The 25,625-nt window shown below is 60.7% G+C and carries 22 protein-coding genes; 8 read left to right on the top strand and 14 right to left on the bottom strand.

What is annotated here, in order from left to right; all coding sequences use genetic code 11:
• Nucleotides 1-2: 2 nt before the first annotated feature.
• Nucleotides 3-878 carry an HpcH/HpaI aldolase/citrate lyase family protein gene (locus GRI43_RS08220; RefSeq protein ID WP_160730506.1) on the bottom strand — a complete coding sequence of 292 codons (876 nt, stop codon included), beginning with the start codon at nucleotides 876-878 and terminating at the stop codon, nucleotides 3-5.
• Between the two features lie 98 nt (nucleotides 879-976).
• Entirely contained in the window at nucleotides 977-2,071 is a 1,095-nt protein-coding gene (locus tag GRI43_RS08215; RefSeq protein WP_160730505.1) for an alkene reductase, read from the bottom strand.
• A gap of 56 nt (nucleotides 2,072-2,127) precedes the next feature.
• On the opposite strand from GRI43_RS08215, the gene GRI43_RS08210 reads away from it, so the two are divergent.
• Nucleotides 2,128-3,069 carry a DMT family transporter gene (locus GRI43_RS08210; RefSeq protein WP_338090024.1) on the top strand — a complete coding sequence of 314 codons (942 nt, stop codon included), beginning with the start codon at nucleotides 2,128-2,130 and terminating at the stop codon, nucleotides 3,067-3,069.
• On the opposite strand, the gene GRI43_RS08205 is transcribed toward GRI43_RS08210, so the two are convergent.
• The 3 genes from GRI43_RS08205 to GRI43_RS08195 form a co-directional block, all read right to left on the bottom strand.
• Nucleotides 3,066-4,397, bottom strand: coding sequence for a DUF2254 domain-containing protein (locus tag GRI43_RS08205; protein ID WP_160730504.1), 1,332 nt, complete (start codon nucleotides 4,395-4,397; stop codon nucleotides 3,066-3,068). The two genes, GRI43_RS08210 and GRI43_RS08205, sit on opposite strands and share 4 nt — an antisense overlap.
• Nucleotides 4,398-4,508: 111 nt before the next feature.
• Complete coding sequence (gene nadA, locus GRI43_RS08200) at nucleotides 4,509-5,495, bottom strand: quinolinate synthase NadA (protein WP_160730503.1); 987 nt, start codon at nucleotides 5,493-5,495, stop codon at nucleotides 4,509-4,511.
• Nucleotides 5,496-5,564: 69 nt separating this feature from the next.
• A complete protein-coding gene (locus tag GRI43_RS08195) occupies nucleotides 5,565-6,452 on the bottom strand; it encodes an MBL fold metallo-hydrolase (protein ID WP_160730502.1) in 888 nt (295 codons plus the stop codon).
• A gap of 94 nt (nucleotides 6,453-6,546) precedes the next feature.
• On the opposite strand from GRI43_RS08195, the gene GRI43_RS08190 reads away from it, so the two are divergent.
• Nucleotides 6,547-8,016 carry a glycerol kinase gene (locus GRI43_RS08190; protein ID WP_160730501.1) on the top strand — a complete coding sequence of 490 codons (1,470 nt, stop codon included), beginning with the start codon at nucleotides 6,547-6,549 and terminating at the stop codon, nucleotides 8,014-8,016.
• A gap of 9 nt (nucleotides 8,017-8,025) precedes the next feature.
• On the opposite strand, the gene GRI43_RS08185 is transcribed toward GRI43_RS08190, so the two are convergent.
• A complete protein-coding gene (locus GRI43_RS08185; protein ID WP_160730500.1) occupies nucleotides 8,026-8,487 on the bottom strand; it encodes a DUF1465 family protein in 462 nt (153 codons plus the stop codon).
• Between the two features lie 196 nt (nucleotides 8,488-8,683).
• The gene (locus GRI43_RS08180; RefSeq protein ID WP_160730499.1) at nucleotides 8,684-8,881 is read right to left on the bottom strand and encodes a YdcH family protein; all 198 of its coding nucleotides are present in this window, start codon (nucleotides 8,879-8,881) and stop codon (nucleotides 8,684-8,686) included.
• Nucleotides 8,882-9,103: 222 nt separating this feature from the next.
• Here GRI43_RS08180 and GRI43_RS08175 point away from each other — a divergent pair, with 222 nt between their 5' ends.
• From GRI43_RS08175 to tilS, 5 genes are all read left to right on the top strand, one after another.
• A complete protein-coding gene (locus tag GRI43_RS08175; RefSeq protein ID WP_160730498.1) occupies nucleotides 9,104-9,259 on the top strand; it encodes a YdcH family protein in 156 nt (51 codons plus the stop codon).
• Nucleotides 9,260-9,339: 80 nt separating this feature from the next.
• Nucleotides 9,340-11,610, top strand: coding sequence for a phosphoenolpyruvate--protein phosphotransferase (ptsP, locus tag GRI43_RS08170; protein ID WP_160730497.1), 2,271 nt, complete (start codon nucleotides 9,340-9,342; stop codon nucleotides 11,608-11,610).
• Between the two features lie 125 nt (nucleotides 11,611-11,735).
• Entirely contained in the window at nucleotides 11,736-12,569 is an 834-nt protein-coding gene (locus GRI43_RS08165; RefSeq protein ID WP_160730496.1) for a helix-turn-helix domain-containing protein, read from the top strand.
• Between the two features lie 134 nt (nucleotides 12,570-12,703).
• A complete protein-coding gene (locus tag GRI43_RS08160; protein WP_160730495.1) occupies nucleotides 12,704-13,621 on the top strand; it encodes a tetratricopeptide repeat protein in 918 nt (305 codons plus the stop codon).
• Nucleotides 13,617-14,609 (top strand): tRNA lysidine(34) synthetase TilS, encoded by a 993-nt coding sequence (gene tilS / locus GRI43_RS08155; RefSeq protein ID WP_420849996.1) that lies wholly within the window; start codon nucleotides 13,617-13,619, stop codon nucleotides 14,607-14,609. The genes GRI43_RS08160 and tilS overlap by 5 nt, the downstream gene beginning before the upstream one ends.
• Here the strand turns inward: tilS and GRI43_RS08150 are convergent, their stop codons facing one another.
• From GRI43_RS08150 to GRI43_RS08120, 7 genes are all read right to left on the bottom strand, one after another.
• On the bottom strand, nucleotides 14,610-15,302 hold the full coding sequence (locus GRI43_RS08150) for a L,D-transpeptidase family protein (protein ID WP_160730493.1): 693 nt from the start codon (nucleotides 15,300-15,302) through the stop codon (nucleotides 14,610-14,612).
• Nucleotides 15,303-15,401: 99 nt separating this feature from the next.
• Nucleotides 15,402-18,185: a phosphoenolpyruvate carboxylase gene (locus tag GRI43_RS08145; protein WP_160730492.1), complete on the bottom strand. Its 2,784-nt coding sequence runs from the start codon at nucleotides 18,183-18,185 to the stop codon at nucleotides 15,402-15,404.
• Nucleotides 18,182-18,790: a bifunctional 4-hydroxy-2-oxoglutarate aldolase/2-dehydro-3-deoxy-phosphogluconate aldolase gene (gene eda / locus GRI43_RS08140; RefSeq protein WP_160730491.1), complete on the bottom strand. Its 609-nt coding sequence runs from the start codon at nucleotides 18,788-18,790 to the stop codon at nucleotides 18,182-18,184. Before eda ends, GRI43_RS08145 begins: the two co-directional genes overlap by 4 nt.
• Nucleotides 18,787-19,773: a glucokinase gene (locus GRI43_RS08135; protein ID WP_160730490.1), complete on the bottom strand. Its 987-nt coding sequence runs from the start codon at nucleotides 19,771-19,773 to the stop codon at nucleotides 18,787-18,789. The genes eda and GRI43_RS08135 overlap by 4 nt, the downstream gene beginning before the upstream one ends.
• Nucleotides 19,774-19,779: 6 nt before the next feature.
• Nucleotides 19,780-21,591, bottom strand: a complete 1,812-nt coding sequence (gene edd / locus GRI43_RS08130) for a phosphogluconate dehydratase (RefSeq protein WP_160730489.1) — start codon at nucleotides 21,589-21,591, stop codon at nucleotides 19,780-19,782.
• The gene (gene zwf, locus GRI43_RS08125; RefSeq protein ID WP_160730488.1) at nucleotides 21,584-23,023 is read right to left on the bottom strand and encodes a glucose-6-phosphate dehydrogenase; all 1,440 of its coding nucleotides are present in this window, start codon (nucleotides 23,021-23,023) and stop codon (nucleotides 21,584-21,586) included. The genes edd and zwf overlap by 8 nt, the downstream gene beginning before the upstream one ends.
• 139 nt (nucleotides 23,024-23,162) lie before the next feature.
• Nucleotides 23,163-23,960 carry a transglutaminase-like domain-containing protein gene (locus tag GRI43_RS08120; protein WP_160730487.1) on the bottom strand — a complete coding sequence of 266 codons (798 nt, stop codon included), beginning with the start codon at nucleotides 23,958-23,960 and terminating at the stop codon, nucleotides 23,163-23,165.
• A 136-nt stretch (nucleotides 23,961-24,096) separates the two neighbouring features.
• On the opposite strand from GRI43_RS08120, the gene GRI43_RS08115 reads away from it, so the two are divergent.
• Entirely contained in the window at nucleotides 24,097-25,581 is a 1,485-nt protein-coding gene (locus GRI43_RS08115; RefSeq protein WP_160730486.1) for a tetratricopeptide repeat protein, read from the top strand.
• Nucleotides 25,582-25,625: the final 44 nt, after the last annotated feature.

Here is a 25,625-nt window from a genome sequence, read left to right as displayed (position 1 = left end):
CGTCAGCCGAGTGCGCGAATGCCCTTCGGCTCGCGATGGGCGGGTTCTTCGGCTGGCTCTTCAGCAGGTTCGACCGGAACAGCGGCTGGCTTGCTTGCAAACAGACCCAGCAGCGCTTCTGCCTCTGCGCGCTCGCGTGCGGAGAGTGAATAGGCCTCGTTGATTGCCGAAACCTGCCGCGGATGAACCGCGAACATTCCGGTGAAACCGTCTTGCCGTGCCTCTCTGGCATCGCTGAGGCCGAGGTCTACGTCGGCGGCATCTGCGGTTGCGGTGTCGATCGCCATGACGCCCATGGCTTTCGCCAGGATAAGCGTCATCGCGCGAACGTGACGCATCGTATCCGTCCAGCCGCCATCTTCGCGGCGGCTGCGTTTGGCACCCAGGCCGCGGGCAACATTTTCGGCATTCCAGGCAAAACCGGTCAGCCGCGGCTGCGGGTCACCGGTGAGCGATGGCAGCGTTAACGCAGCTTCGGCGGTCTCGCCGATTTGCGGAATAATCTTGGTGCTGTTGTGCTTCAGCGCCAGCTTTTGTTCGATCTCGTACAGTTCCGAGGCCAGCATGCGGATCTGTGTAGGGCCGGTCACCTTGGGCAGGATCACGCCGTCGGGCGCGCCTTTCATGGCCGCGACCAGGTCTTCACGCCAATGCGGCGCATCCATCGGCTTTATCCGTACCCAGCGGGCAAAGGCTTTCTTCGCCACCAGCGGGTCGGAAAAATTGGTCAGCCATTCGGCAACCTCTTCACGAACCCGAGGGGCATCGTCATCAACCGGCACACAGGCAAGGTCGATCACAATCGCATCGGCACCAACCATCGGTGCCTTTGCCAGCTTGGCGGGCTTGTTGCCCTCTATGACTAACCACGATCTCATGGGAGAACGCAGTAACAGCGATATCCTAAACTTCGGTTACCCGCCCCCAAGGGGGCACCGCGCGGTCATGCCGGCGGTGCCAGGGGGATTGGCGATCCTTATTTGTCGTCCATTGCGGGGTAATCGATGTAACCGGCGGGGCCGGGCAGATACCAACTTTGCGGGACGTTGACATTTTCAGCCCATTGCGCACCCTTGGCGATCCGTTCGGCCAGGTCGGGGTTGGAGATATAGGGCCGGCCGAAGCTGATGGCATCGCACTTGCCGGTTTCGACCGCTTCTGCCGCTTCTTCTGCGGTGTAATCGCTGTTGAGAACCAGCGGGCCGGTATAGATCGTGCGGATCAGCGGGCTTTGCTTGGGCACATCGGTCGATCCGAACGTGCCATCGGGACCCGGTTCCCGCAGTTCCAGGAAGCCGAGGCCCAGTTCCTGAACAACCCTAGCAGCTGCGCCGAACACGGCCGCCGGATTGCTGTCGTCCGCACCCTGTGTTTCGCCATTGGGCGAAAGCCGCACGCTGACGCGGTCTGCGCCCCATACATCGACCAGCGCTTCCAGTACTTCACGCAGAAAGCGGGTGCGGTTTTCCGGCGATCCGCCATAATCATCGGTGCGCTGGTTGGTCGTTTCGCGCAGAAACTGGTCGACGAGATAGCCATTGGCCCCGTGCAACTGGACCCCGTCGAAACCGGCCTTTTTCGCATTTTCAGCGGCGTGGCGGTAATCGGCAACTACCCGCTTGATTTCGTCTGTCTCCAACGCCCGTGCCTGCTGGTGGTCCTTGCGCCCTTCAAACGTATGGGCATGGCCCGGCGCACAAGTTGCACTGGCCGATACAGGCGGTTCGCCGCCGAGGAAATCGGGGTGCACCAGCCGGCCCATGTGCCACATCTGCAGCACGATCTTGCCGCCTTCTTCGTGCACGGCATCGGTCGTCAGTTTCCATCCTTCGACCTGCTCGTCACTCCAGATGCCCGGCGCAGCTGGCCATCCAAGGCCTTCCACGCTGATCCCCGTCGCCTCGCTGATAATCAGACCGGCACCGGCGCGCTGGCGGTAATAGGTGGCCATCATCTCGTTGGGAACGGAACCGGGCTGGGTCGAACGTCCGCGCGTGAGCGGCGCCATCAGGATGCGGTTCTTCGATTCGATTGCACCGAACTTGATCGGCTGGAAAAGACTGTCGTGCATTAATGCCCCTTTCGAAAACTGGTTCGCTTTGTTGTCATGGCAGCTAAGGAACGCTGGTGACCAATACAAGCGCAACAAAAACGAGCAGGCTGGATAGCGGTTCTTGGCCGCGCTGGGTATTTCTGGCGGCTTTGCTGCTGGGCAATGCCGCGCTTGCAACCGGGCCGTGGCTGGTGCGGCTGGCCGACACCGGCCCGGTTTCAGCGGCGTTTTGGCGGCTGTTTCTGGCGCTGCCATTCCTGGTGCTGTTTGCACGGATAACCGGGCAGAGGTTGCGAGGCATCCCGCGCCGGACGCTTTCACTCGTTGCGCTTGGCGCAGTGGCTTTCGCGCTGGATCTGTCGAGCTGGCATATCGGGATCGAGCAGACCCGGCTGGGCAATGCGACGCTGTTCGGCAACGCGGGCAGCATCGTGCTGCTGTTCTGGACGTTCCTGATCACCCGCACGCTGCCGCGCGGGCTTGAATGGCTGGCGATTGTTTTTGCTCTGGGCGGGGCAGGGATATTGCTGGGGCGCAGCTTGGAAATCAGTACCGCGACATTGATCGGCGATCTCTTTTGTCTTGCTGCGGGGCTGTTCTATGCGGTTTACCTGCTGACGCTGCAGGATGCGCGTAAGGGCATCGGCGCGTGGAGTTTGCTGGTGTGGGTCAGCGTGTTTGCGTCGCCCGTGATACTGGCGCTGGCCATTTTTGCTGGCGAACCCGTATGGCCGACCGACTGGACCCCTGTGATCATCCTGTTCATCACCAGCCAGTTGTTTGGCCAAGGGCTGCTGGTTTTCAGCCTGCGCCATTTCCCGCCGCTAATAATCGGTTTGGCCCTGCTGACACAGCCGGCACTTGCCGCGCTGATCGGCTATAGCGTGTTCGGCGAAATACTCGGCGCTGTCGACATTCTGGGCATGGCGATGCTTGGCGGGGCGCTGCTTCTGGCGCGGGTCAGATTGCCCAAGGCTCCCGGACACGGCACAGCGAAAGATGGGGCGGCGAGTTAACCCGCCGCGTTGTCGGTCCAGAAACTGCGGTCGAACTTGGCTGCATGCTCTTCAAATGTAACCAGATCCGGCCCGATGAGTATCAGCCGGGCCTGTTCGCCCAGCAACCTTCCTTCGTCGCGCAGGACTTGCTGCCGCCGCTCGTCCTTCATCGGCGTGGCGGCGTGCGAGATCACGTCGAGCATGACTTCGGCGGCAATGGCCGATGTGGCAACTGCGCTGCGGATCGAACCGAAGCCGCGCTTCACATAATGGGCGAAGTTGTCGGGCAGCGGGATGATCGGGCAGTCATCCTCATCTTCGCCGCAAATGTCCTTGCGCAGATCGCGGCGTCCGATTTCCGAAGTGGCGGCGCCGAGCCAGTGCAGCGCGGTGATTGCCGTGAACGGATCGTTGATACCGGGTGACAGCGCACGCAGGCCGATTTCGACCAGTTCGTCGATCAGAAATTGCGGGTCCTGTTCGGGAGTGCGCGATGGTCCGAGGGTGAAACATTGCCTGACACGGTCCTCGACATCGTCGGGCTTGCACCCGTCAATTTCCATCAGGGCCAAGTCGCGGTGCACAAAGTCGCCAGTCCTCACCTTGAGAGAGAAAGTGCCGCCGCAATCCCTCGCGACCTGTTTCAGATCATCAAAGTCGATCAACTGCACATAGCCGGTGCCCCAGGCGGTCAGTACCTCTCCGCCTGCCTGTTCGACAGGATCGGAAAATTCGTCCTCGACTGGATAGGTTTCACGGATCGCGCGCAGCAGACGCTCGCCGATACCCTCGATCACTTTATTGATCCGGATGCTGGACGGAATGTGGTTGAGGAAGAACACCAGCACTCCGACGCACACCGCCATCAGGATATAGGCGACCAGCAGGGACAATTGCGGCACGAAACCAGGCAGCGCATCTGCCGCGCCTGAGCCTGCCGCAGGCGTTTCATCCTCTGCCCGCACGCTGCGCAGCACGACGAGTGCATAGACAAAGCTGCCGATGAAAGTGGCCAAGCTGAGCTGGTTGCCGCGATCTTCCAGAAAATTGGTCAGCAGACGCGGGCCGTAGTTCCCGCTGGCATAAGTAACCGCGACCAGCGTGATCGAGAAAACGGTAGAGGCGACCCCGATCATGCTGCCGGCCATCACCGTCAGCATATCCGCCGCGCCCTTGGGCCGGGCGGGAATCAGCCAGTCGGCATCATTCAGCGCCTGCGCCCAGCCTGATCGGTCGAGCCAGACCAGCGAGAATGCAAGCACCGCAGCGATGATCGAAAACAGCGCCGGATAGAACCAATAGTTCGCGTTTAAGCGCGCCCAGAAAAAGCGGATGTCAGCTGTCATGCGGGGGAAACGCGCAGAAGCAGCTTTGGTTGCGTCACGGGCATCGCGCGAGCCGGATCAGGCAAAAACCAAAATCAGCGATTGGCCCGCACCATCCAGCCGTCACCCCGTTCAGACCTTGCCTAAATCGCCCTTGCCGATGGTGCCGCTGGCCATTTCCAGCATCCGGTCGAGGCTTTGCTTCGCTTTCAGGCGCAGGCCTTCCTCGATTTCGATCCGCGGTTCCAGATCGCGCAGTGCGGTGTAGAGTTTTTCGAGCGTGTTGAGCGCCATGTACGGGCAGATGTTGCAGCTGCAATTGCCGTCTGCACCGGGCGCGCCGATGAAATTCTTTTCCGGCAGCGCCTTTTCCATCTGGTGGATGATGTGCGGCTCGGTCGCGACGATCAGCGTGTCGCCGGGGAATGTCTTGGCGAATTGCAGAATGCCGCTGGTCGAACCGACATAGTCGGCGTGATCGACGATGGTCGGCGGGCATTCCGGGTGCGCCGCGATCGGCGCGCCGGGATATTGTTCTTTCAGCTTGAGCAGTTCGGTTTCGCTGAACGCCTCGTGCACGATGCAGACACCGGGCCACAGCAGCATTTCGCGGTTGAACTTTCGGCTCAGATACCCGCCCAGATGCCGGTCGGGCCCGAAAATGATCTTCTGGTCTGCCGGAATTTGCTGAAGGATGGTTTCAGCCGAAGAGCTGGTCACGATCACATCCGACAGCGCTTTCACCTCAGTAGAACAATTGATGTAGGTCAGCGCGATGTGATCGGGATGCGCCTCGCGGAAAGCCTTGAACTTTTCTGGCGGGCAGCTGTCTTCCAGGCTGCAACCGGCATCCATATCGGGCAGCACGACGATTTTTTCCGGGCTGAGAATTTTGGCTGTGTCGGCCATGAACTTGACGCCGCAAAACGCGATTACGTCGGCATCGGTTTCGGCCGCCATCTGGCTAAGCTGCAGGCTGTCCCCGACATAATCGGCCAGGTCCTGGATATCCGGGGTCTGATAGTAGTGCGCCAGGATGACCGCGTTGCGTTCCTTGCGCAGGCGGTCGATTTCCGCGAGCAGATCGTCACCGGTGGGAAGCTTTGTAGGGGCGGTCATTTCTAGTCCTTTTGTCGTACCGGCAAACTGCGGCGTGCCGGCTTTTCCTGTCTGATGATTGCTAGCGGATCAAGCGGCGTGCGTCTGCCATATATCTCCTGAACGCGATACCAGCCCCCGGCGTTCCAGATCGAGCAAATGAGCCTTTACCGACATCCCGGCAGCGCCGGTCAGTTTTGGGTCCAGCCCCTTGTACATGATCGGCACCATTTCATCGATGCTCTTCGCGCTCTCGCCCAAAAGGCGCAGGATCTGGTTTTCGCGCTGGCGGCGGTGCCCCATCATGCCGCGCACAAGCTGGCGCGGCTTTTCGATCGGCGCGCCGTGGGCGGAATAATAGACCCGGTCGCCGCCTTCTTCGGCCCGGGCGTACAGTTTTTCGAGGCTTTTCATGTAATCGCCCATGTCGCCGTCGGGCGGGATCACCACGCTGGTTGACCAGCCCATGACATGGTCGCCGGTGAACAGCGCGCCGCTTTCTTCCAGCGCAAAACACAGATGGTTGGACGTGTGGCCGGGGGTGTGGACCGCGGTCAGCGTCCAGCCGGTGCCGGTCATCTGTTCGCCGTCTTCCAGCACGCGGTCCGGCTCGTAAGTGGTGTCGAATGCTTCGTCGGATCGCGGCCCGTCGACTTTCAGTGCCAGCGGGGCGCAGCCGACAATCGGTGCGCCGGTAAGTTTCGCCAGCGGCGCAGCGGCCGGCGAGTGATCACGGTGCGTATGTGTGCACATGATCGCGATAACCTTGTCATCCCCGATCGCGGTGATCAGCGCCTGCAGATGATCGGGCTCGTCAGGGCCGGGATCGATTACCGCGACCTGCCCCTGATTGCCGACGATATAGGTCTGCGTACCGGTGTAGGTGTAGGGCGAGGGATTGGGGGCGAGCACGCGGCGGACCAGCGACTCGGGCTGCTCGACCTTGCCGGTCGGCCATGGTTTGGGCGGAATAGCCATGTTGCATCTATTGCAGCCCAAGCCCTGCGAAGTCGAGACACGTTTCCTTTCAATCCCTCTCGACTTGTTACGTAGCGGGCGGCATTCAGGCAGGATGACGCAGAAAATTCTCGTACTCGATGAAGGCACAACCTCGACACGCGCGATGTTGTTCGCGCCCGATGGCAAGCTGCTTTCCAGCGCGCAACAGGAATTGACCCAGCATTACCCCGCACCTGGCCGGGTGGAGCATGACGCCACGGAAATCTGGCACCGGACACTGGCCTGCGCGAGGGAGATGGTCGAGAAAGCTGGCGGGGCGGAGCATATCGCCGGGATCGGCATCACCAACCAGCGCGAGACTGTGGTCGCGTGGGACCGGAACAGCGGCGAACCGCTGTCGCGCGCGCTCGTCTGGCAGGATCGCCGCACCGCCGATTTTTGCGACACTTTGCGCAATGCCGGGCACGAGCCAGAGGTGCAGGAACGCACCGGCCTGCTGCTCGACCCATACTTCTCAGGCACGAAAATGCGCTGGTTGATCGACAACGAGCCGGCGGTGAAGGCGGCGGCAGAGGCAGGCACGCTGGCGCTGGGGACAATTGAGAGTTGGCTGGTATTCAAACTTACAGGCGGCAGCTTCATCAGCGATGCCAGCAATGCCAGCCGGACCTTGTTGCTGACGCTTGACGGAGAGGATTTCGACGAGGGGTTGTGCGACCTGTTTGGTGTGCCGAAATCTGCACTGGCGGAAGTGGTCGATAATTCAGGGACATTTGGCAGCACCTTGCGCGAATTGTTCGGCGCGCCGATCCCGATTACCGGAATGGTCGGGGACCAGCAATCCGCAACGATTGGGCAGGGCTGTCTGACGCCGGGCGAAACCAAGGCGACTTACGGCACCGGGGCATTCATCCTTGCCAATAAGGGGCAAAGCATTCCGGCATCGTCCAACCGCCTGCTCGGTACCGTCCTCTATCAGGAAGACGGCGTGCGCACCTATGCGCTGGAAGGGTCCGTTTTCGTGGCTGGTAGTCTGGTCCAGTGGCTGCGGGATTCGCTTGGGCTGCTGGGCACGGCGGCGGAAACCGAAACGCTTGCGCGATCAATCGAGGATAGCGGCGGCGTGGTGATCATACCGGCGATGGCTGGGCTGGGTGCACCGCACTGGCAGCCCGAAGCGCGCGGCGTGATTGCCGGGCTCAGCTTCGCCACGGGGCGGGCGCAGATAGCGCGCGCCGCACTGGAGGCGATGGCGCATCAGACGTTCGATCTGGCAGAAGCATTCGCAGCCGATGGTGCCCGCTGGACCTCGTTGAAAATCGACGGCGGGATGAGCGCGAACGACTGGATGGCGCAGGATATTGCGAATTTGCTGAACCTGCCGGTCGAACGGCCCGATTTTGTCGAGACAACTGCGCTCGGCGCTGCAATGCTGGCCGCCAAGGGGGCGGGGATTGTCGCGGACCTTCAGGAAGCGAGCGATGCGATGCGCGGGACGATCGGCAACTTCGCGCCGTCTATGGACGGTAATGTTCGGGAAAAACGGCTGGTCGCCTGGCGCAAGGCGCTGGCCGCAGCGTAGCCGGCTTGTTCAGCCGCGCTGAACCGCATCGTCAAGGCGTTCGCGCAGGCGAAGGATCGCCGCCGGACGCATTTCGAACCGGTCGCGCCATGCAGTATCGAGCCGAGTGATCCGCGCGTGAAGGTGCTCGCTTTCCCGGATCAGTGAACGGGTCGTTTCTTCCAGCAGTTCGAGATTTCCTGGTTCAGATTGGCGATCAGGCGGTAATCTGCTGTGACGGCGAAGCTGGAACTCGCTTAGCTCACCATTGAAATATGCGCGGTGATTGAGCAGCCATGCGAGGACATGCATGATCCGGGTGGTGGTCCGCAGACCTTCTACCGACAGGGCAAGGCGGACCTTGTCGGCTTCCGCACTTGTGTCGCGAACCGGGGTCAGGTCGAAAACCTGCCGCACTTCGTCAGCAAGGACCAGCGCTTCGCAATATAATGCCTCGACGATTGGCTCGTTTATGTCGGTCGGTTTGGCCATGAATTTACACTCGTACGTGCGCGATTCCTGAGGGGCCAGACCATTGCTAAAACTATCCCGAACCAAATCGGGACTGTGCCGAAATGGGTCGGTTTCGAACGGTGGCTGGGGAAACGATCTGAACATGCAGCATCAATATTTGTGTTGCAGATCAGGCAATTGCACAAAAGCGACTAATTGCAGTCGGCGTTAACCCTTAGGCAATGATGTCTGGTAACAAAGCGTCTTCGAGCAGCGATATCTGGTCCTTCAGGCCCAGTTTCCGTTTCTTTAGCCGGGCAATCTGAAGCTGGTCGGTGGAGCCGGACTGACGCAGCGCTTCGATCGCAGCATCGAGGTCGCGATGTTCGGTTTTCAGCACGGCCAGGCGCTTGCGCATTTCGTCTTCAGTCACGTCGCAGCATCCCCAAGGCCGTATCCTCTCTGTCAGGCTGGTGCGCCTGATTATCCGGCCTCGCTTCTAGCGGGACAATTCACTGCGTCAAAAGGGTTGGTCGCCGAAAAGTGAAAAATCAGCCCTTCGCAAACCCGCGCGGTTGTGGTTCTATGTGCATACGCGGTTCGTCCGCGATGGACGAGTCGCTCACCGGGTCACGCACCTAACAAGGAGAGCCAGATGGAATCGTCCCACGTCAGCGCCCTGCAATCAAAACATGCCGTCATTGAACAAAAGCTTCGCAGCGAAATGAACCGGCCAGCGCCAGACACAGCGACAATCCAGGCCCTCAAGAAAAAGAAATTGCGAATTAAGGAAGAACTGGCTGCAAACTGACCGGATTTTCCTGAACGCCGACACTGTCCGCCGCGCGGAAAGCGATTAACTTGCTGTGTGTTGTGGTATAGGCCTTGCCTATGACCGCAGCCGCAGCAGCCCGCTTGATTCTTACACAACTGCACGAGATCATGGCTTCGCGCATGCACGCGCAGCGCAAGCTCGACCGGGTGGTGGAGATCATCGCGCACAATCTCGATAGCGAGGTGGTGTCGATCTATCTCCTGCGCGAGGGGATGCTGGAACTTTTCGCGACGCGCGGTTTGAACAAGGAAGCCGTGCACGTCACCCGAATGGCGATCGGCGAAGGGCTGACGGGTACGATTGCCGATAATGTCGAGACGCTGAACCTGGCAGAGGCCAAGGCGCATCCCGATTTCCAGTACAGGCCGGAAACCGGTGAAGAGAAGTTCCATTCCTTCGCTGGCGTACCGATCGTGTACCGCGAACGTGCCATCGGTGTGCTGTGCGTGCAGCATGTCGATCCGCGCCGCTACGAAGACATCGAGATCGAGGCGCTGCAAACGACCGCCATGGTCCTGTCCGAACTTATTTCAAACAATGATCTGGTGGACGAGGAAGAGGCGCTGGGCCTTGCCCCCGAACAGACGGGGCCGGCCAATATTGCCGGCCTGTCGCTGGTCAAGGGGCTGGCGAGCGGCAATGCTGTCTATCACCAGCCGCGCGTTACCATTGATCAGGTCATGGCCGACGACATCGAGGTCGAGCGGCAGCGTGTATACCGCGCCTTCGACAAGATGCGCGAACAGATCGACAATATGGCCAGCAATGCCGAGTTTGGCGTGGGCGGAGAGCATGAGGAGGTCCTGAACACCTACAAGATGTTCGCCTATGACGAGGGGTGGGGCCGCCGGATCAACGAAGCAATCGATTCCGGCCTGACTGCAGAGGCGGCAATCGAACGGGTTCAGCAGCGCACGCGGATGCGAATGCGCGAGATTGACGATCCTCTGCTGCAAGACCGGATGCACGATCTGGAAGATTTGGCGAACAGGCTGTTGCGGATTGTTTCCGGCCAGATGGGAACTGCCGCCACGCAGGGCCTTCGCGGCGACACAATCCTGATCGCGAAAAACCTCGGTCCGGCGGAACTGCTGGAATACGACAAGCGCAGGTTGAAAGGCGTGATCCTGGAAGAAGGATCGCTGACGTCACACGTGGTTATCGTGGCGCGTGCGATGGGAGTTCCGGTTCTGGGCCGTGTCCGCGGTCTGCGCGGGATCGTGCGCGAAGGCGACGAAATCCTGCTCGATGCGGAAAATGGAACTGCCACGGTCCGGCCCGCCCAGACGGTTGCAGATGCGTTCGAAACACGTTTCACCAAATCGCGCAAAAGGCAGGCCGATTACGCCAAGCTGCGCGATGTGGAGCCGTTCACCCGCTGCGGCACGCGCATTCAGGTGATGATGAATGCCGGCCTGCGCGAAGATATTTCCAACCTCAATCTGGTTGGCGCGGACGGGATCGGCCTGTTCCGCACGGAATTCCAGTTTCTGGTTTCCGCGACCCTCCCCCAGCGCGAACGCCAGTTTCGCCTGTACCGCGACGTGATCGACGCGGCGGGCGACCGCCCGGTGATTTTCCGGACTGTAGATATCGGCGGCGACAAGGCAGTGCCGTATCTCCGTTCAGGCGAAGCGGAGAATGACGAGAACCCTGCGATGGGATGGCGCGCACTGCGTCTTGCCCTGGAACGCGACGGTCTGCTCAAGGTACAGGCAAGGGCTCTGCTGGAAGCGGCATCGGGCAGATCGCTGTACGTCATGTTCCCGATGGTGTCGGAGCCGTGGGAATTCGATGCCGCCAAGTCCGTTTTCGAAGATCAGCTGGCCTACCTGAAATCGCAGAAGAAAGTCCTGCCGGAGGCGATCCATTACGGTGCCATGCTGGAAGTTCCGGCGCTTGCCGAAGTGCTTGACCAACTGCTCCCGCGGATATCGTTCCTGTCTATCGGCACGAACGACCTGACGCAGTTCCTGTTTGCGGCAGATCGGGCCAATCCTAAGCTCGCTGAACGTTATGACTGGTTGAGCCCCGCTATCCTGCGGTTCCTGCGGCGTGTCTCGCTGGCTGCGGTCGGCCAGCCGGTCGATCTGGGGATTTGCGGCGAAATGGGCGGCAGGCAATTGGAGGCATTGGCGCTGCTCGGCATCGGTTATCGCCGATTATCGATTACGCCGGTATCCATCGGTCCGATCAAGGAACTCGTACGGCAGGTCGATCTGGCCCAGATTACCGAGGCCATGAATGGCTGGCTCGCCCATCCGCCAGAGAACTTGCGCACCACTCTGGCAGAGTGGGCAGCAGAGCGCGGAATCTCCGTCGATTGACTTCGTCCTGCCTCTGGACCGGCTGGGCGAATTCCGAGGGTGGCGTCGCGGCAAGGTGCTTGACTCAGACGCGCCAGACCTATTCTCCTGCGTCAAAATATAAATCGGGTGGCAAGGACAATTAAATGAGTGACGAAGTAACTCTTCGTGATGAACAGCTCCCTTTGGAAGGTGCAGGGCAGAAACTTGCACGTGCACGGGAAGCTGCGGGCATGACAATCGATCAGGTCGCTGCAGAGACGCGCATTCCAGCGCGCCATCTGGAATCGATTGAGCACGGGGAATTTTCCGAACTTCCGTCGCGGGCCTACGCCATCGGATTCTCGCGCAATTACGCTCAGGCTGTCGGCCTCGATACCAATGAGATTGTAGACGAGGTCCGCGCGGAACTGGACAACGGTGTCTACCGTGAAAATGGTGCTACCGCGACCTATGAACCGGGTGATCCGGACCGTGTGCCCGGCAGGGGGCTGGCGTGGTTCAGCGCCTTTGCGGCAATCCTTCTGATTGTGGGCGGATTGGCCTTTTTCCGCGGATATATCTTCCCGGGTTCAGGCCCGGCGCCGCTGGTCGGCGAACAGCAGATTGCAGAAAATCAGGCACCGGCTGCTGCCACCGCCGCACCTGCGATCGCTGTTGCATCGACTGACCGGCGGGTGGTCTTCACGTCGCTGGAAGATGGCGTATGGGTCAAATTCTACGACGATGCGGGCGAACGCCTGATGGAAAAGCAGATGGCCGAAGGCGAACGATACGTCGTTCCAGCAGACGCGCAGGGGCCGCAGGTATGGACCGGACAGCCAGAAGCATTGAGGATTACCATCGGCGATACCGACATCGGTACCTTGTCTGACGAAAGCGAAATCCTCCGCGACATTGACGTTACGGCAGAGGCATTGCTGGCGCGTAACTCTGCTGAACCGGCTCCGGCCGACGATTCAGAGCCGCAGCTTAACTGACAATCTCCACCGATTTGGCCATCAATCGCCTCGACAAAGCGGGGCCGATGTTGCAGATTCTGCAAATATTCAGGCACACTCTGGTGTCATGACGCCAGATGACGATTTTAGACCGTACAGGAGCGTTCCATACCATGATCAGCCGTAGCAGCCGTGCAGTTTTCGCGGGCCTCGCGCTATTCGCAGTCGCTGGCACTTCCATGCCTGCTCTCGCACAGTCGAGCGGCGAAGAGGCGCGCCTGCGCAAGCTGGAATCCGAAGTCCGCGCGTTGCAGCGCAAGGTTTTTCCGGGCGGGGACGGGCGCTATTTCGAACCTGAGATTACCCGCGCGCCAGCGGCTGGCGGCACTGGCAACACGGCATCGACCACTGCCGTGACCGACATCCTCGTGCGCCTCGATGCGCTTGAGGCGCAGATCGCCAGCCTAACTTCGCAGACCGAAGAAAACACCAATGCAATCCTGCAACTGACCAACCGTATCGTCTCGCTCGAAACTACGCCGACGGCGGCGACTGCGGCCGCGAGCGCACCGTCGAGCAATCTGTCCGCCATGACTGGCGGTGCATCGGATGATGGCGATGACGACAAGGCGCAACCGGCTGCTGCGCCCAGCGCCAGCCGCCTTGCCGCTGTTCAGGAAATCGCCAAACCGCAGACAGATGACGCTGCCGACGATGAATATTCTTACGGGTACCGCCTGTGGAATGCGGGTTTCTATCCCGAGGCGCAGCAGCAATTGACCAAGTTCGCGAACGAGTATCCCAACCATTGGCGCAGCACTTATGGCCGCAACCTTCTTGGCCGGGCGTATCTGGACGATGGCAAGCCAAGCGAGGCCGCGCCGTGGTTCCTTCGCAACTACCAGGCTAACAAGCAGGATGCCCGGGCGCCCGACAGCCTGCTGTATCTGGCGGAGAGCATGATTGCGCTGAAAGATACAAACCGCGCCTGCATCGCGCTGGCGGAATTCGGCGATACATATCCGGCACTCGCATCGGGCCGCTTGAGCAATCAGTATCAGGCGAACCGGTCCAAGGTGACTTGCAATTGATAACGGCGCCAGGCCGCCTCAACTTGACCCGAAACTGATCGAACGTTTTCGGGGCGATGCAGATCGCCTCTGGCCTGCCGGGGAAAAGCTCGGTGTAGCTGTTTCTGGCGGGCCCGACAGCATGGCTTTGTTGCTGCTGGCCAACGCGGCAAGGCCAGGCATGGTCGAGGCAGCGACCGTCGATCACCGGCTGCGTGAAGAAAGCGCAGCCGAGGCAGCGATGGTCTCCGAACTTTGCAAGATCCTCGGCGTGCCGCACCGGACGCTGCCTGTCGATGTTGCCGCAGGCAATTTGCAGGCAGAGGCGCGAAATGCCCGCTACGGTGCGCTGGACAGGTGGCTTGCCGAACAGGATCTGCCGACCCTTGCAACCGCGCACCATGCCGATGACCAGGTCGAAACCTTCCTTATGCGGCTTAATCGCGGCAGCGGGGTTGCGGGCCTTTCGGGCATTCGGCCCTCGGGCAATGTGCCCGGGGGATCGCATCGATTGATCCGGCCGCTATTGGCATGGCGCAAGCGAGAACTGATCGAATTGCTAGAAAATGCCGGTGCCGATTTCGCCCGGGACCCGTCCAATCGGGATCAGGCATTCGACAGGGTGAAACTGCGCGAAAACCTGACCGATGCTGGCTGGCTGGACATCGGCGCGATAGCGAGAAGCGTGACCCATCTCGCTGAAGCGGATGCCACGATTGAATGGATGGCCGCGCATGAATGGGCAGGCCGGGTGAAGCGGATCGGGCGCAAATATGTCTATCGGCCGGCTGCGCCGCGCACGGTGCGGTTGCGCGTCGTTTCGCGCATTATCGAGGAATTGGGCGGTGATCTGCCCGGTTCGGGGCCGCGCGGGTCGGGCATTGCGCGTCTGCTGGACCGGCTTGAGGCAGGGGAGCAGGCGAACCTAGCCGGCGTGCTTGCATCAACCGTTGGCGATGCGTGGCGGTTCGAGCCGGAGCCGCCGCGAAACACCGCAAGCCAGCCTTGATCAGATAATCGAATCGCCCATGCCGATGCGTTTGCCGCGGGTGATGATGACCTTGTCGCCCTTCTTGGCGATGGCGAATACCTTGGCCGCGAAATCGTCTGGAGTTCCGATGCAGCCATGGCTGGCATAGCCGTTCTCAACCTGTGACCCATGGATCGCAACGCCGTCTGTCGTCAGGAACATCGAATACGGCATTGGCGCGTTGTTATACTTCTCTGAAACATTGTGGCGCATCTTGTAGCGGATCGGGAACGTGCCGAGCGGCGTTGGATGCTCGTCGGTGCCCAGCAACACAGCTGACGCGCCGATTTCGTAGCCGCCACGAAATACCGAAAGCACTCTGGCATCGAGGTCGACAGTCATGACCAACGGCCCATCAGGCACGCCTTCGTCATCCCAGTGCCATTCGCCATATTTGATCGGGCCGGAAATCGGCAGGATGCGCTTGATTACGAAGGTGTCATCGGTGTCTTGCGCGACTTGTTGGACCGCGGGTTCTGCGGTGGTTGCGATGCCCTGCTTTTGCGCGATCTCATCAGCCTGAACCGTCTCTTCTGCTGGAATGGCTTCTTCCAGCGCCGGAGCATCCTGAGAGTTGTCGCCTGTCACCAGACCGCTGGCAAGCGTCGCCCCGCCGAGTAGCAACACCAGCGCGGCAGTTGCGCCGCCAATCCATTTCACCATTGGTTCCATGACTTCCCAATGCCAGAAAGCGCGAATTTCCGCCAGCGTGCGCTCCGGTCTGTCTCTTTGGGGGACAGGCGGCGCGGCCGAGTTAACGGCAGAGGGGTATCAGCCGTGCGCGCCAAATTCATTGGCGATAGCCGTGCCGATCCGCAAGCTGAGCCCGTATGCCCGTTCCAGCGGGTCAATATAATCGCGCTGGATCACGGTGTATCCTTCGCCGTCACCATCGGGGTAATCGCTTGGTTCATCGACGGTGAAATCCTCCAGCCCCGGAAAGCTCGTTGGATAGGCGCGGCGCAGCTGCGCCAGTGCATCGTCGACGCGCAGAGTGAAAACCATCTCCAGCACATCGTCGCGGCTGATGTCGTTTGCGCGGCTGAACGCCGGAATCGAGACTGCCTTGATAAACATATGCTGGAGCAGGGTGAGCCGCAGGGCCTGCAATGCCCCGATCGAACGGCGGACATTCTCGCGGTTTTCCAGCGGTGCCTCGTCCGGGATCATGTCCAGCAGGCGGTGGAGTTTCAGCGCATCGACCCGCAGGCGGGATGCCAAACGGCGAAAAGTGCCGGTACGGTCATCCTTGGTGAGGTATTCCGCCAATGCCTCGCACGCGTCGGACAGGTGTTTCTCCGTGCCGCGATACGGGCGGCTTGCCCAATAGGCCGAATTGAACAGTTCGCCGAATGCAGCGACAGTCTTGATACTGGCGAGTGCGTTCGATGCACGCACAAGCCGGATCAATTGCCGCCCGCGCTCGCTTTCCTGAAGCAATTGAGCGACGTCTTCGTAATTGCCGTCTGCCGCGCTGCCGACACCGGAAATCACGTTGACCGGATAGCCAAGCTGCTGAAGCACCGCATTATGCGGGATTGCCCTGATCTGGCGCAGGTTCATATCGCGGTCCGCGCTCAGGTCAGACTGGCGGCGCGAGACGCGGCTACCGGTCGAATTGAGCAAGCCAAGGCCGAACGCGGTCAGCGCCCGGCTGTAGGTCTGGCTTTCGAGATGGTCGCGCTGATGCTTGCGGACCGCGCGGTAGAAATCGAGGCTGAGATCGGTACGGCGGTAGAACGGATCGGTTGGTGCATCGGGATCGGTCGCCGATGGATTGAGTGCCGCGATCCGTGTCAGGGTTGCGAGCGCCAATTCGGCGGTGGCGAAATGCAGATAGCCGTCGCCGCCCTGAAAGCTGACCTCCGGCTCCAGCCGGATGCCCGCGCGGACGAACCTGCGCCGTGTCCACGGGCTGAGCGGCCAGGCGAGCCGATCTGCGAAGCCGCCGGGATGCGCGCCGCGGCCCATGCTTTCGCCGTGAGTGTTGAAAATCAGCGCTGCAACATCGGTCAGCCCGTTGTCACGCATAGCCTCAGCCATGCGCCCTTGCAGACGCTCAATGGCGAGGCTTGCCGGGATCTGTCCCACGAAACGGCCAGCATCGGAAAACCCGGTCTGGATCGCAACGCGGCCGCGTTTGCGGGCATATTCCTGATAGGTTTCTTCCGCCAACAGGGCGTCTAGGAAACGGCCTCCATGTTCCAGCGCACTCTCGGTCTCAAACAGCGGAGAGACATCGACCTTGTCCTCGATCCCGAACAAGCGGGAGAAATACAGGGCCGCCAGAATCGTCGAAGGTTGTTCGCATTCTGCGATCAGCATCCGGATCGGCGCATCGCCGTCGATGTGGTGAATGACCTGCGCCATGGCCAGGAACTGGCGGATCGCGGTGCTACTCTCGATCGCCAGGGCAGCGAAATTGGACCGCAGCGGCTTAACCTTTTTCAGCAGGTCGCGCAGCGTTGCCATCGCGCCCTTGCTGCTGAGGTCGAGCGTGTTGTCAGGATCGATCCGCCGGCGAATGGCGTTGTGCAACTGGCTGGAATTAACCCGGAAGTGAATCCAGCCCATACCAAGCCCGTCTGCACGCATAGCGGCACCCAGCGTCTTCAGCTGGATCGCGCGTGCCGGCTCCGCACCGACAGCCTCTGCCTCGAGCAAGTCGATAATCGGGGTAAGCGACAGCAATTTGGACGGATGGTCCGCAGTCAGCGTGTTTGCCGCCTGCGACAGGGCCGCGGGTTCCGACAGGTCCTGCCGGAAATCTTTGGCGCGTTCGGCTGAGTAATCCGCTGCATTGCGTAGCGTTTCAAGCAAGCGATGGTCGGCGTCTATCTGTTCCAGCGAAGCGACATAGCGCGACAGTCTTTGAGCCTTTTCAGCCAGGCGGAAACCGATGGAATCGAACCATTTGATGTCGGTCCGGCCGTCCATGTCATAGCCGACCCAGCTGGCGAAGCGGAAGGGTAGCGGTTCGGCGGCATACCATTTGCCCGGCCATTGTTTCTGCGCCTGTTTCAGGGCGTTTGCGACCATCCGGTCGCGTGCATCCTGAGCGTTGGCAATCGCGCGCATGGCCCGGCCATGTTCGTAGATCAGGGTGATTTCCGGACGTTCGGTGTGCGCGGCGCAGGCGGCGTCGCCGATTTCGCCTTCGCTGCTGGCAGAAGTGGCCACCGCATCGCTCTGGTCCGGCGTCAGCAGGAATGTGGGGTGCGCGGTGAAAACCGCATGCAAGCTGGGGTTTTCCCACCGCGCGCGGAAAGCGTCGAAGTCGCTCAGTTCGCACATTTCTGACAAGACTGCGTCGTTGGCGTCAGGCGAAACGGGCGCGAGGTTCCGGCGCAGGCGGCTCGCGCGGCTCTTCAGCGACTGGCATTCCAGCTCGGCGATCATGCTTTCGATATCATCCAGCGAAAGATCGCCCGACTCCAGCTGCCGTGAAAGGTCCAGGGAAAGCTGAAAAACCGGATTGAACAGCGGCGTTTCGCGCGTTTTCTCGTGCAGTTCGCTCAGCCGCTGGGTCAGATCGTCGACGGTCCGGGTAATCATAGTGCAGCGGCCTCTTTCGCTATGGCTTCGATCTTCGCCTGATCGGGCGTGCCTTTGGGGGCGACCCAGCTACCGCCGACGCACAGAACCGGATCGAAGGCCAGCCATTCGGCTGCGTTTTGCAGGCTGATCCCGCCGGTCGGGCAGAATTTGCACTGCCCGAACGGAGCGGCCAGAGCCTTCAACGCGGGCAGGCCGCCTGCCGCCATTGCAGGGAAGAACTTGAAATGGGTCAGCCCCAGGTCCAGCCCGCGCATAATGTCACCCGCAGTGGCGGTGCCGGGCAGAAAAGGGATTTCGTGGCGGATTGCAGCACGTGCCAGTGTGTCAGTCAGACCGGGGGACACGATAAACTCGCTGCCCGCATCGATCGCGTCTTCCAGTTCTTCCTGATTGGTGACCGTTCCGGCCCCGACGATAGCGCCGGGCACCTGTTTCATCGCGCGTATCGCGTCGAGCGCAACCGGCGTGCGCAGCGTAACCTCCAGCGCGCGCAAGCCGCCAGCCACCAGTGCCTCTGCCAAAGGAACCGCATGATCGAGGTCTTCGACCACGATAACCGGGACAACCGGCGCGGTGCGCATGATGGTTTCGATATCGCTCAATTGGTTTCTCCAGTGTGTTCTGATGCAAACGCGGCAGCCGCGCCGAACAGGCCGGGCTGGGGGTGCACGATGAGTTTTACGGACATCGCTGCCATCATGCTTTCAAACCGCCCCTTGGCGCGAAAGCGTTCGGCGAAGCCGGAAGCGAGCAAGGTCTTGCGGATGCGGTAGCCAAGCCCGCCGGCGATCACGACGCCCTTTGCGCCGTGGGCCAAAGCCATGTCGCCGGCGACACTGCCGAGCGACAGGCAAAAACGGTCGACCGCTGCGGCGGCGAGGCTGTCCGACCCGTCCTGTCCGCGCGTCCAGATGGCAATGTCGTCTTCATCGGCAACCGGTTTGCCCTCCATCGCGGCGAGCGTCTGGTAAATGTCGGAAATTGCCGGGCCTGCAACGACGCGTTCCACCGATACGCGGTTGTGGCGTTTGCGCAGCCTGGCGAGGATCGCGTCCTCGATACTGTCGAGCGGGGCGAAATCCACATGGCCGCCTTCGGTCGCCGACACCCGGTAGGTGCCATTTGCCTCGCGGTAGAGATGCGCCACCCCGAGGCCTGTGCCGGGGCCAAGCACGGTCAGCCGGCCGGTCGCGGGCAGCGCTTCTTCTGGTCCGGTGAGGTGAATGAACTGTTCTTCCGGTGCGCGGGCCACGGCATGGGCCACTGCTTCGAAATCGTTGACGATGGTGAAGCGGTCCACACCGAGCTTCTCCTGAACCAGCGCCGGGCGGATGATCCAAGGGTTGTTGGTAAAGCGGATGACATCGCCGCCCACGGGTCCGGCAATCGCCATCGACACCGCGCGGGGCAAGGTGCCGCCCTTGCGCTCGCGGAAATCTTCCCACGCGGTCTGGAAGCTGGCGTGATCATCCGTATGCAGCGTTTCCGGTTCTTCCATTGTGATGGCGCCATCATCTTCGATGCGCGCAATCGCGAACCGGGCGTGCGTTCCGCCGATATCAACCGCGACCAGATCCATTGCCATTCCCCCTTACAATCCGGCCATTGCCAGCATTGACGATCCGCCGCGTTCGGCCCCGTCGGCATTTGCACGGAACATCGCGAACAGTTCGCGGCCCACGCCCTCAGATGGCTGCGGGTTATGGGCCGCCTCCCGTGTGTCCACATCTGCGGTTGTGCTGAGTGTACCGGTCTTGGCGCATAGCCGCACCACATCGCCATCGCGCAGCTTGCTGAGCGGACCGCCGCCAAGCGCCTCAGGCGTGCAATGGATCGCCGCCGGCACCTTGCCGCTGGCACCCGACATCCGCCCGTCTGTGACCAGTGCAACGCGGTATCCGCGGTCCTGCAACACGGCGAGCGGCGGGGTGAGCGAGTGAAGTTCGGGCATCCCGTTCGATCGCGGCCCCTGAAACCGCACGACGACCACCACGTCGCGGTCCAGTTCGCCGGTCTTGAACGCGGCGGTCACATCGGCCTGGTTCTCGAACACGCGGCACGGTGCCTCGATGGTGTAGCGATCCTCGGAAACCGCACTGGTCTTGAAACAGGCGCGGCCCAGATTGCCTTCCACCAGCTTCATGCCGCCATCGGGCAGGAAGGGGGCGGATGCAGGGCGCAGCATTGTGTCATCACCGCTTTCGCCAACTGCGCGCCACACCAGATCGTCTCTGTCGAGGCCCGGCTCGTTCGCGTAATCGCCCAGATCGCCCCGGCCAACGGTCATCACATCGCGGTGGGCAAGCCCCGCCTCCAGCAATTCGCCGATCACGTAGCCCATGCCGCCAGCATCGTGAAAATGGTTCACATCGCCTGCACCGTTTGGATAGACGCGGGCCAGCAGCGGGACCGCTGCTGATAGTTCGGACAGATCGGTCCAGTCGAACTGGACCCCCGCAGCGCGCGCCATGGCGGGAATGTGGATCGCATGATTGGTCGATCCGCCGGTCGCCAGCAGGCCTACCGCAGCGTTGATAATCGCCTTTTCATCGACGCATCGGCCCAGCGGGCGGTAATCATCGCTGTCGATGCCGATCTCCGCAACGCGAACAACCGCCTCTCGGTCCAAGGCCTGGCGCAGCTTGGTCCCCGGCTGGATAAAGGCGGAACCCGGGATATGCAGGCCCATCATCTCCATCATCATCTGGTTGGAGTTGGCAGTGCCGTAGAACGTGCAGGTGCCGGGGGAATGATAGCTGCCAAGCTCGCTTTCCAGCAATTGTGCACGGGTCGCCTTGCCCTCTGCATAAAGCTGGCGTGTTTCCTGTTTCTGTTTGTTCGAAATACCGCTGGGCATCGGGCCACTGGGCACGAAAATCGCGGGCAGGTGGCCGAAACGCAGAGCACCCATCAGCAGTCCGGGCACGATCTTGTCGCAAATCCCGAGCATCAACGCGCCGTCATACATCGCGTGGCTCAGCGCCACGCCGGTGGACAGCGCGATCACATCGCGGCTGAACAGCGACAGTTCCATGCCGGTTTCGCCCTGCGTCACACCGTCGCACATGGCTGGCGTCGCGCCGGCCACCTGCGCGGTCGCGCCGACTTCGCGGGCGTATATTTTCAAACGCTCCGGATAACGGCCATAGGGCTGATGCGCGGAAAGCATGTCGTTATAGGAACTGACAATGCCGATATTGGGGCCGCGATGGGCCATCAGCGCTTTCTGGTCTTCCAGCGCACCGGCATAGGCATGGGCGAGATTGGAGCATGAAACCTGGCTGCGATCCGGCTGGTTGTCAGCCTCGCGCCTGATCAGCTCGAGATAGCGGCTGCGGCTGTCTTTCGAATTGGCGATTACCCGCTCGGTCACGCGGTGCAGCACATCGCTCAGATTACTCATTCCACGTTACTCCGTCGCGTTCGGCAAGCGCGATGGCCGCGCTCGGCCCCCAGCTGCCGGCGGTGTAGGTCTTGGGCACGACGCCGTTTGCCGACCATCCGGCGCGAATGGCGTCGATCCACTCCCACTGCGCCTCAACCTCGTCGCGGCGGACGAACAGTGTCTGGTCGCCTTCGATCAGGTCGAGCAGCAGCCGTTCATAGGCGATGCGGCGGTGCTGGCCGACGAACGCATCGGGCATGGCGATATCCAGCGGGACGGAACGCAGACGGATGCCTTCACGGTCCAGACCGGGGACCTTGGCCATCAGGTTCAGCGAAATATTCTCTTCCGGTTGAATGCCGATCACCAGACGGTTTGGTTCCATCCGGGCACCTTTTTCGGCAAAGATCGAATGCGGAACGCAGCGGAACTGGACGACGATTTCCGTGCGGCGCTGCGGCAGACGTTTGCCGGTCCGCAGGTAGAACGGCACGCCTTTCCAGCGCCAGTTATCGACATGACCCTTGATCGCGACAAAGGTTTCGGTGTCCGAATCCTTGCCCAGTTCGTCGTCATATCCGGGCACGGCCTGACCGCCGATCGCACCGGCGCGGTATTGGCCGGTGACGGTTTCATTGCCCGACACCGCGCGCAGTGACCGCAGGACCTTGACCTTTTCATCGCGGATCGCAGTCGCATCAAAATCCGATGGCGGCTCCATCGCGACCAGCGCCAGCAATTGCAGCATATGGTTCTGCACCATGTCGCGGATCGCACCGGCATCGTCGTAAAATGCAACCCGGCCTTCCAGCCCGACCGTTTCGGCAACGGTGATCTGGACGTGTTCGATATGCGCGGCGTTCCACAGCGGTTCGAACATGATGTTCGCAAACCGCAGGGCGAGCAGGTTCTGGACGGTTTCCTTGCCCAGATAATGATCGATGCGGAAAATCTGGTCTTCCTCGAACGCGCTGGCAACGGCATCGTTGATCTCGCAGCTCGATCCCAGATCGGTGCCGAGCGGTTTTTCAAGACACATACGCACTGTCTTGCCGTCAAGCCCGGCGTGCTGCAGCCCCTTGATTGTCGGTTCGAACAGGCTGGGCGCGGTCGAGAGGAAAATCGCCAGGCCGCGTGCCGGCGTACCGACTTTCCTCGCCAGATCATCAAACCCGTCCAGCGTGGTTGCATCCAGCGTCTGATAGCTCAACCGGTTCAGGAAATCGGCCATGCCCCCGCGGCGATCGGCAGGCAGATATTTTTCCAGCGCTTCGCGGGCAAAGGCGCGAAATTCGCTGTCGCTCATTTCCGAACGGGCGGTGCCGATGATCTTTACATCGGGCGCGATCAGTTCATCTGCATGAAGCGCGCATAGCGACGGCAGCAACATTCGCTGGGCAAGGTCGCCGGTCGCTCCGAACAGTAGCAGGCGGTCTGCGGTGAAGCTCATGCGTGCATTTCTCCCAAGACGCTTGTCCCTCCAAAGCGTTGCATTTCATGCGGCTGTAGCATCCGCTGCCTTGCCATGCACCCCGGCATGGGGCGATTGGCAATCGTATTCATCAGCGCGCGTCAGATGACGCCGCGCATCAGGATTGGGTTACTGCGACTTCCTTGCATTGAAAATCTGCCGCCCCGAAACTGGTCATGAAACTGACATCGGCGGCATCGCGGCCGACCCCGATTTTCACGATGTCTTCCGCATTGGCCATGTTGGTTGCATCGATCAGATACCACGCGCCGCCGCCGGGCGTTGTTGGGTCCGACAGGAATACCTCGGCCACGGCATGGAAATCCTGCGGCGTCACTTGCGGTGCAAAACAGCTGACGAACCGCGCCGGGACTGCGCTGGCTCGGGCCAGCGTCACCATCACATGCGCGTAATCGCGGCACACGCCGCGCCGTTCGATAAAGCTGTCGACCGCAGTGGTGGAAGCGTTCGAGCTTCCCGGCGCGTACGTAAAGTTGGATGAAATCCAGTCGTGCATCGCCATGATCTGCGCACCGCCGGTAAGCCCGCCAAATTCGTCATGAACAAAACTCTGCATCCTGTCCGCCTGGCAATAACGGGAATCGAACAGGTATTTGACCGCCTCGGCAGGCAATTCATGCGGCGGGACCCGTTTCAGGCTGCTGACCGGGCTGAGCAAGCGGTCCAGCTCAACCTCGCTGGCATAATCCACTTCGAAGCGGCCATCGACACGCAGCCAGATCCGTTCACCGATGTCGTCCCCGGCTGAAACCCGCGCACAGTGATCCGCATCGGACATGGTCGTGCGTGCCGAGATCAGGCGCTGCTCGGGGATCGCCGCCGCCTCGAACTGGAGGAGGATGTCGATCGGCTCTGCCGTTTCGAACGCGAATGAAGCTGAAATGGAAATGGGCATGGTATGATAACGCTCGGCAAGGGGTGGGGTTTCAGATTGTTTTTTATGGTGTTTTAGGCGGTAGAGGGGTTAACGTATCAACATGAAGCAACTGAAACTGTTTGTCGCAGCCTGCGCGTTAGTGGGTTCTCCTGTCTTGGCCCAGCCATCCGAAAGCCCGGCAGAGATCGATGCATCCAATATGACTGACGCGGAACTGTTCGCGGCATTGGATGACCGTGAGAAGCCCTGGTATAGCAATTCATGCTCTATTGGCGTGCCTGTATTTTCGGAACTTGATCGCAGAATGCCAGATCCGGCGCGGTTCAAACACGGCCTGGTATATTCAGAAGCGCTTTGTGCCAGTGAGAGAGATGAATACGAACTGGGCGCCCGCAAGGTGGCCGAACTTGAAAAGATCGCCCCAGACACAGATTACACCTTCCTTGCCCTGTATTTCGAGGGCAAGACGGGAAATGCGCAAGCCGTGCTGGACCGGTTTCGTTCACTGAGTGACGCACAGCTCGCAGAATTGGGTCGGGACCGGTTCTGGGCCAGTGTGCGAATGCTGCGGGAAAAGGGACGTATCGAGCAGTTCGAAGATCAGGCTTTGCAATGGTTTTCGGACGGGAAACTTGCGGTTTTTCCATCCGAGCTGGAGGGCGGTATTGTTTCCAACGCTCTGGACGCGGCAGTCCGTCAAGAAAAGCTAGAGCAGGTTGACGGTCTCTTGCGGCTGATCCGGGATCCAAGCAGCTACATCCACCTGCTGGCCAATCGCAAATACGAACCGATTTGGCCGAGGATCGAAGAACGAGCAGGGCCAAATCTGAAACCGATCAGCGAAGAGTATTCTTTCTGGGCCGAGGCGCGGCTGGAGAATAACGAATCGGACAGAGATCGATTTTCCGATGCTGCACATGGCCTGTATTTTGAAGGGCGGTATGAAGACGCCATCGCGCTCGCGCAGAAATGGCGTGAGAGGAACGGCACCCTCAAGAACATCGAAGAAGGGGACGGGTGGGCCCTCAATATCCAGGCTTATGCATATGATGCGATTGGCCAGCGGGCCAAAGCCGATGCCGTGTTCGACGATCTCGCAGGATTGGACCCTGACGCGAACCCCTGGGTGGTGAGCTTTGTCATCAATCGCGCATCACGCCTGATCGGTCACGATCGATGGGAAGACGGGCTGGCGGCCAACGCGCTGGCGGGGCAGGTGGCGGGGAATTACGGGTCCCAATTCGCGAAGATGATCATCGCCAGAAACAATGTCTGCGCGCTCCAGAACCTTGGCCGGGCGGACGAGATTGACGGGGATCTGGAATTCCTTCGAAACAATTGGGAAGTTTCTCAAAGCCTTGCTGCTCAGGCTTTGCAATGTGCCGGCCAGAATGAAGAAGCCGCACGGGTGCTTCAATCCGCACTGGCTGATGATCGATATCGCGAAACGGCGATCGGTGCACTGCAACCAAAGAAATTCGAGCTATTCTACACGCCGTCCAATTTGCCTCAAAACGAGGAGCTGCTTTCGCAATTCCCGGAACTGCGCGCGGATCTATATAGGTACGGACGGATAATTCCTGACGAATTCACGCCGATAGCGTTCTTGAGCAGAAAGAATGCAAGCCAGATACGGTAGCCATCCAGCAGGCTGCCGGTTTCGCCTGCAGCCTGCCGGGGCAA

The sequence above is a fragment of the Pontixanthobacter luteolus genome (assembly GCF_009828095.1).
GTDB lineage: Bacteria > Pseudomonadota > Alphaproteobacteria > Sphingomonadales > Sphingomonadaceae > Pontixanthobacter > Pontixanthobacter luteolus.
This window is presented reverse-complemented; position numbering and strand designations above follow the sequence as displayed.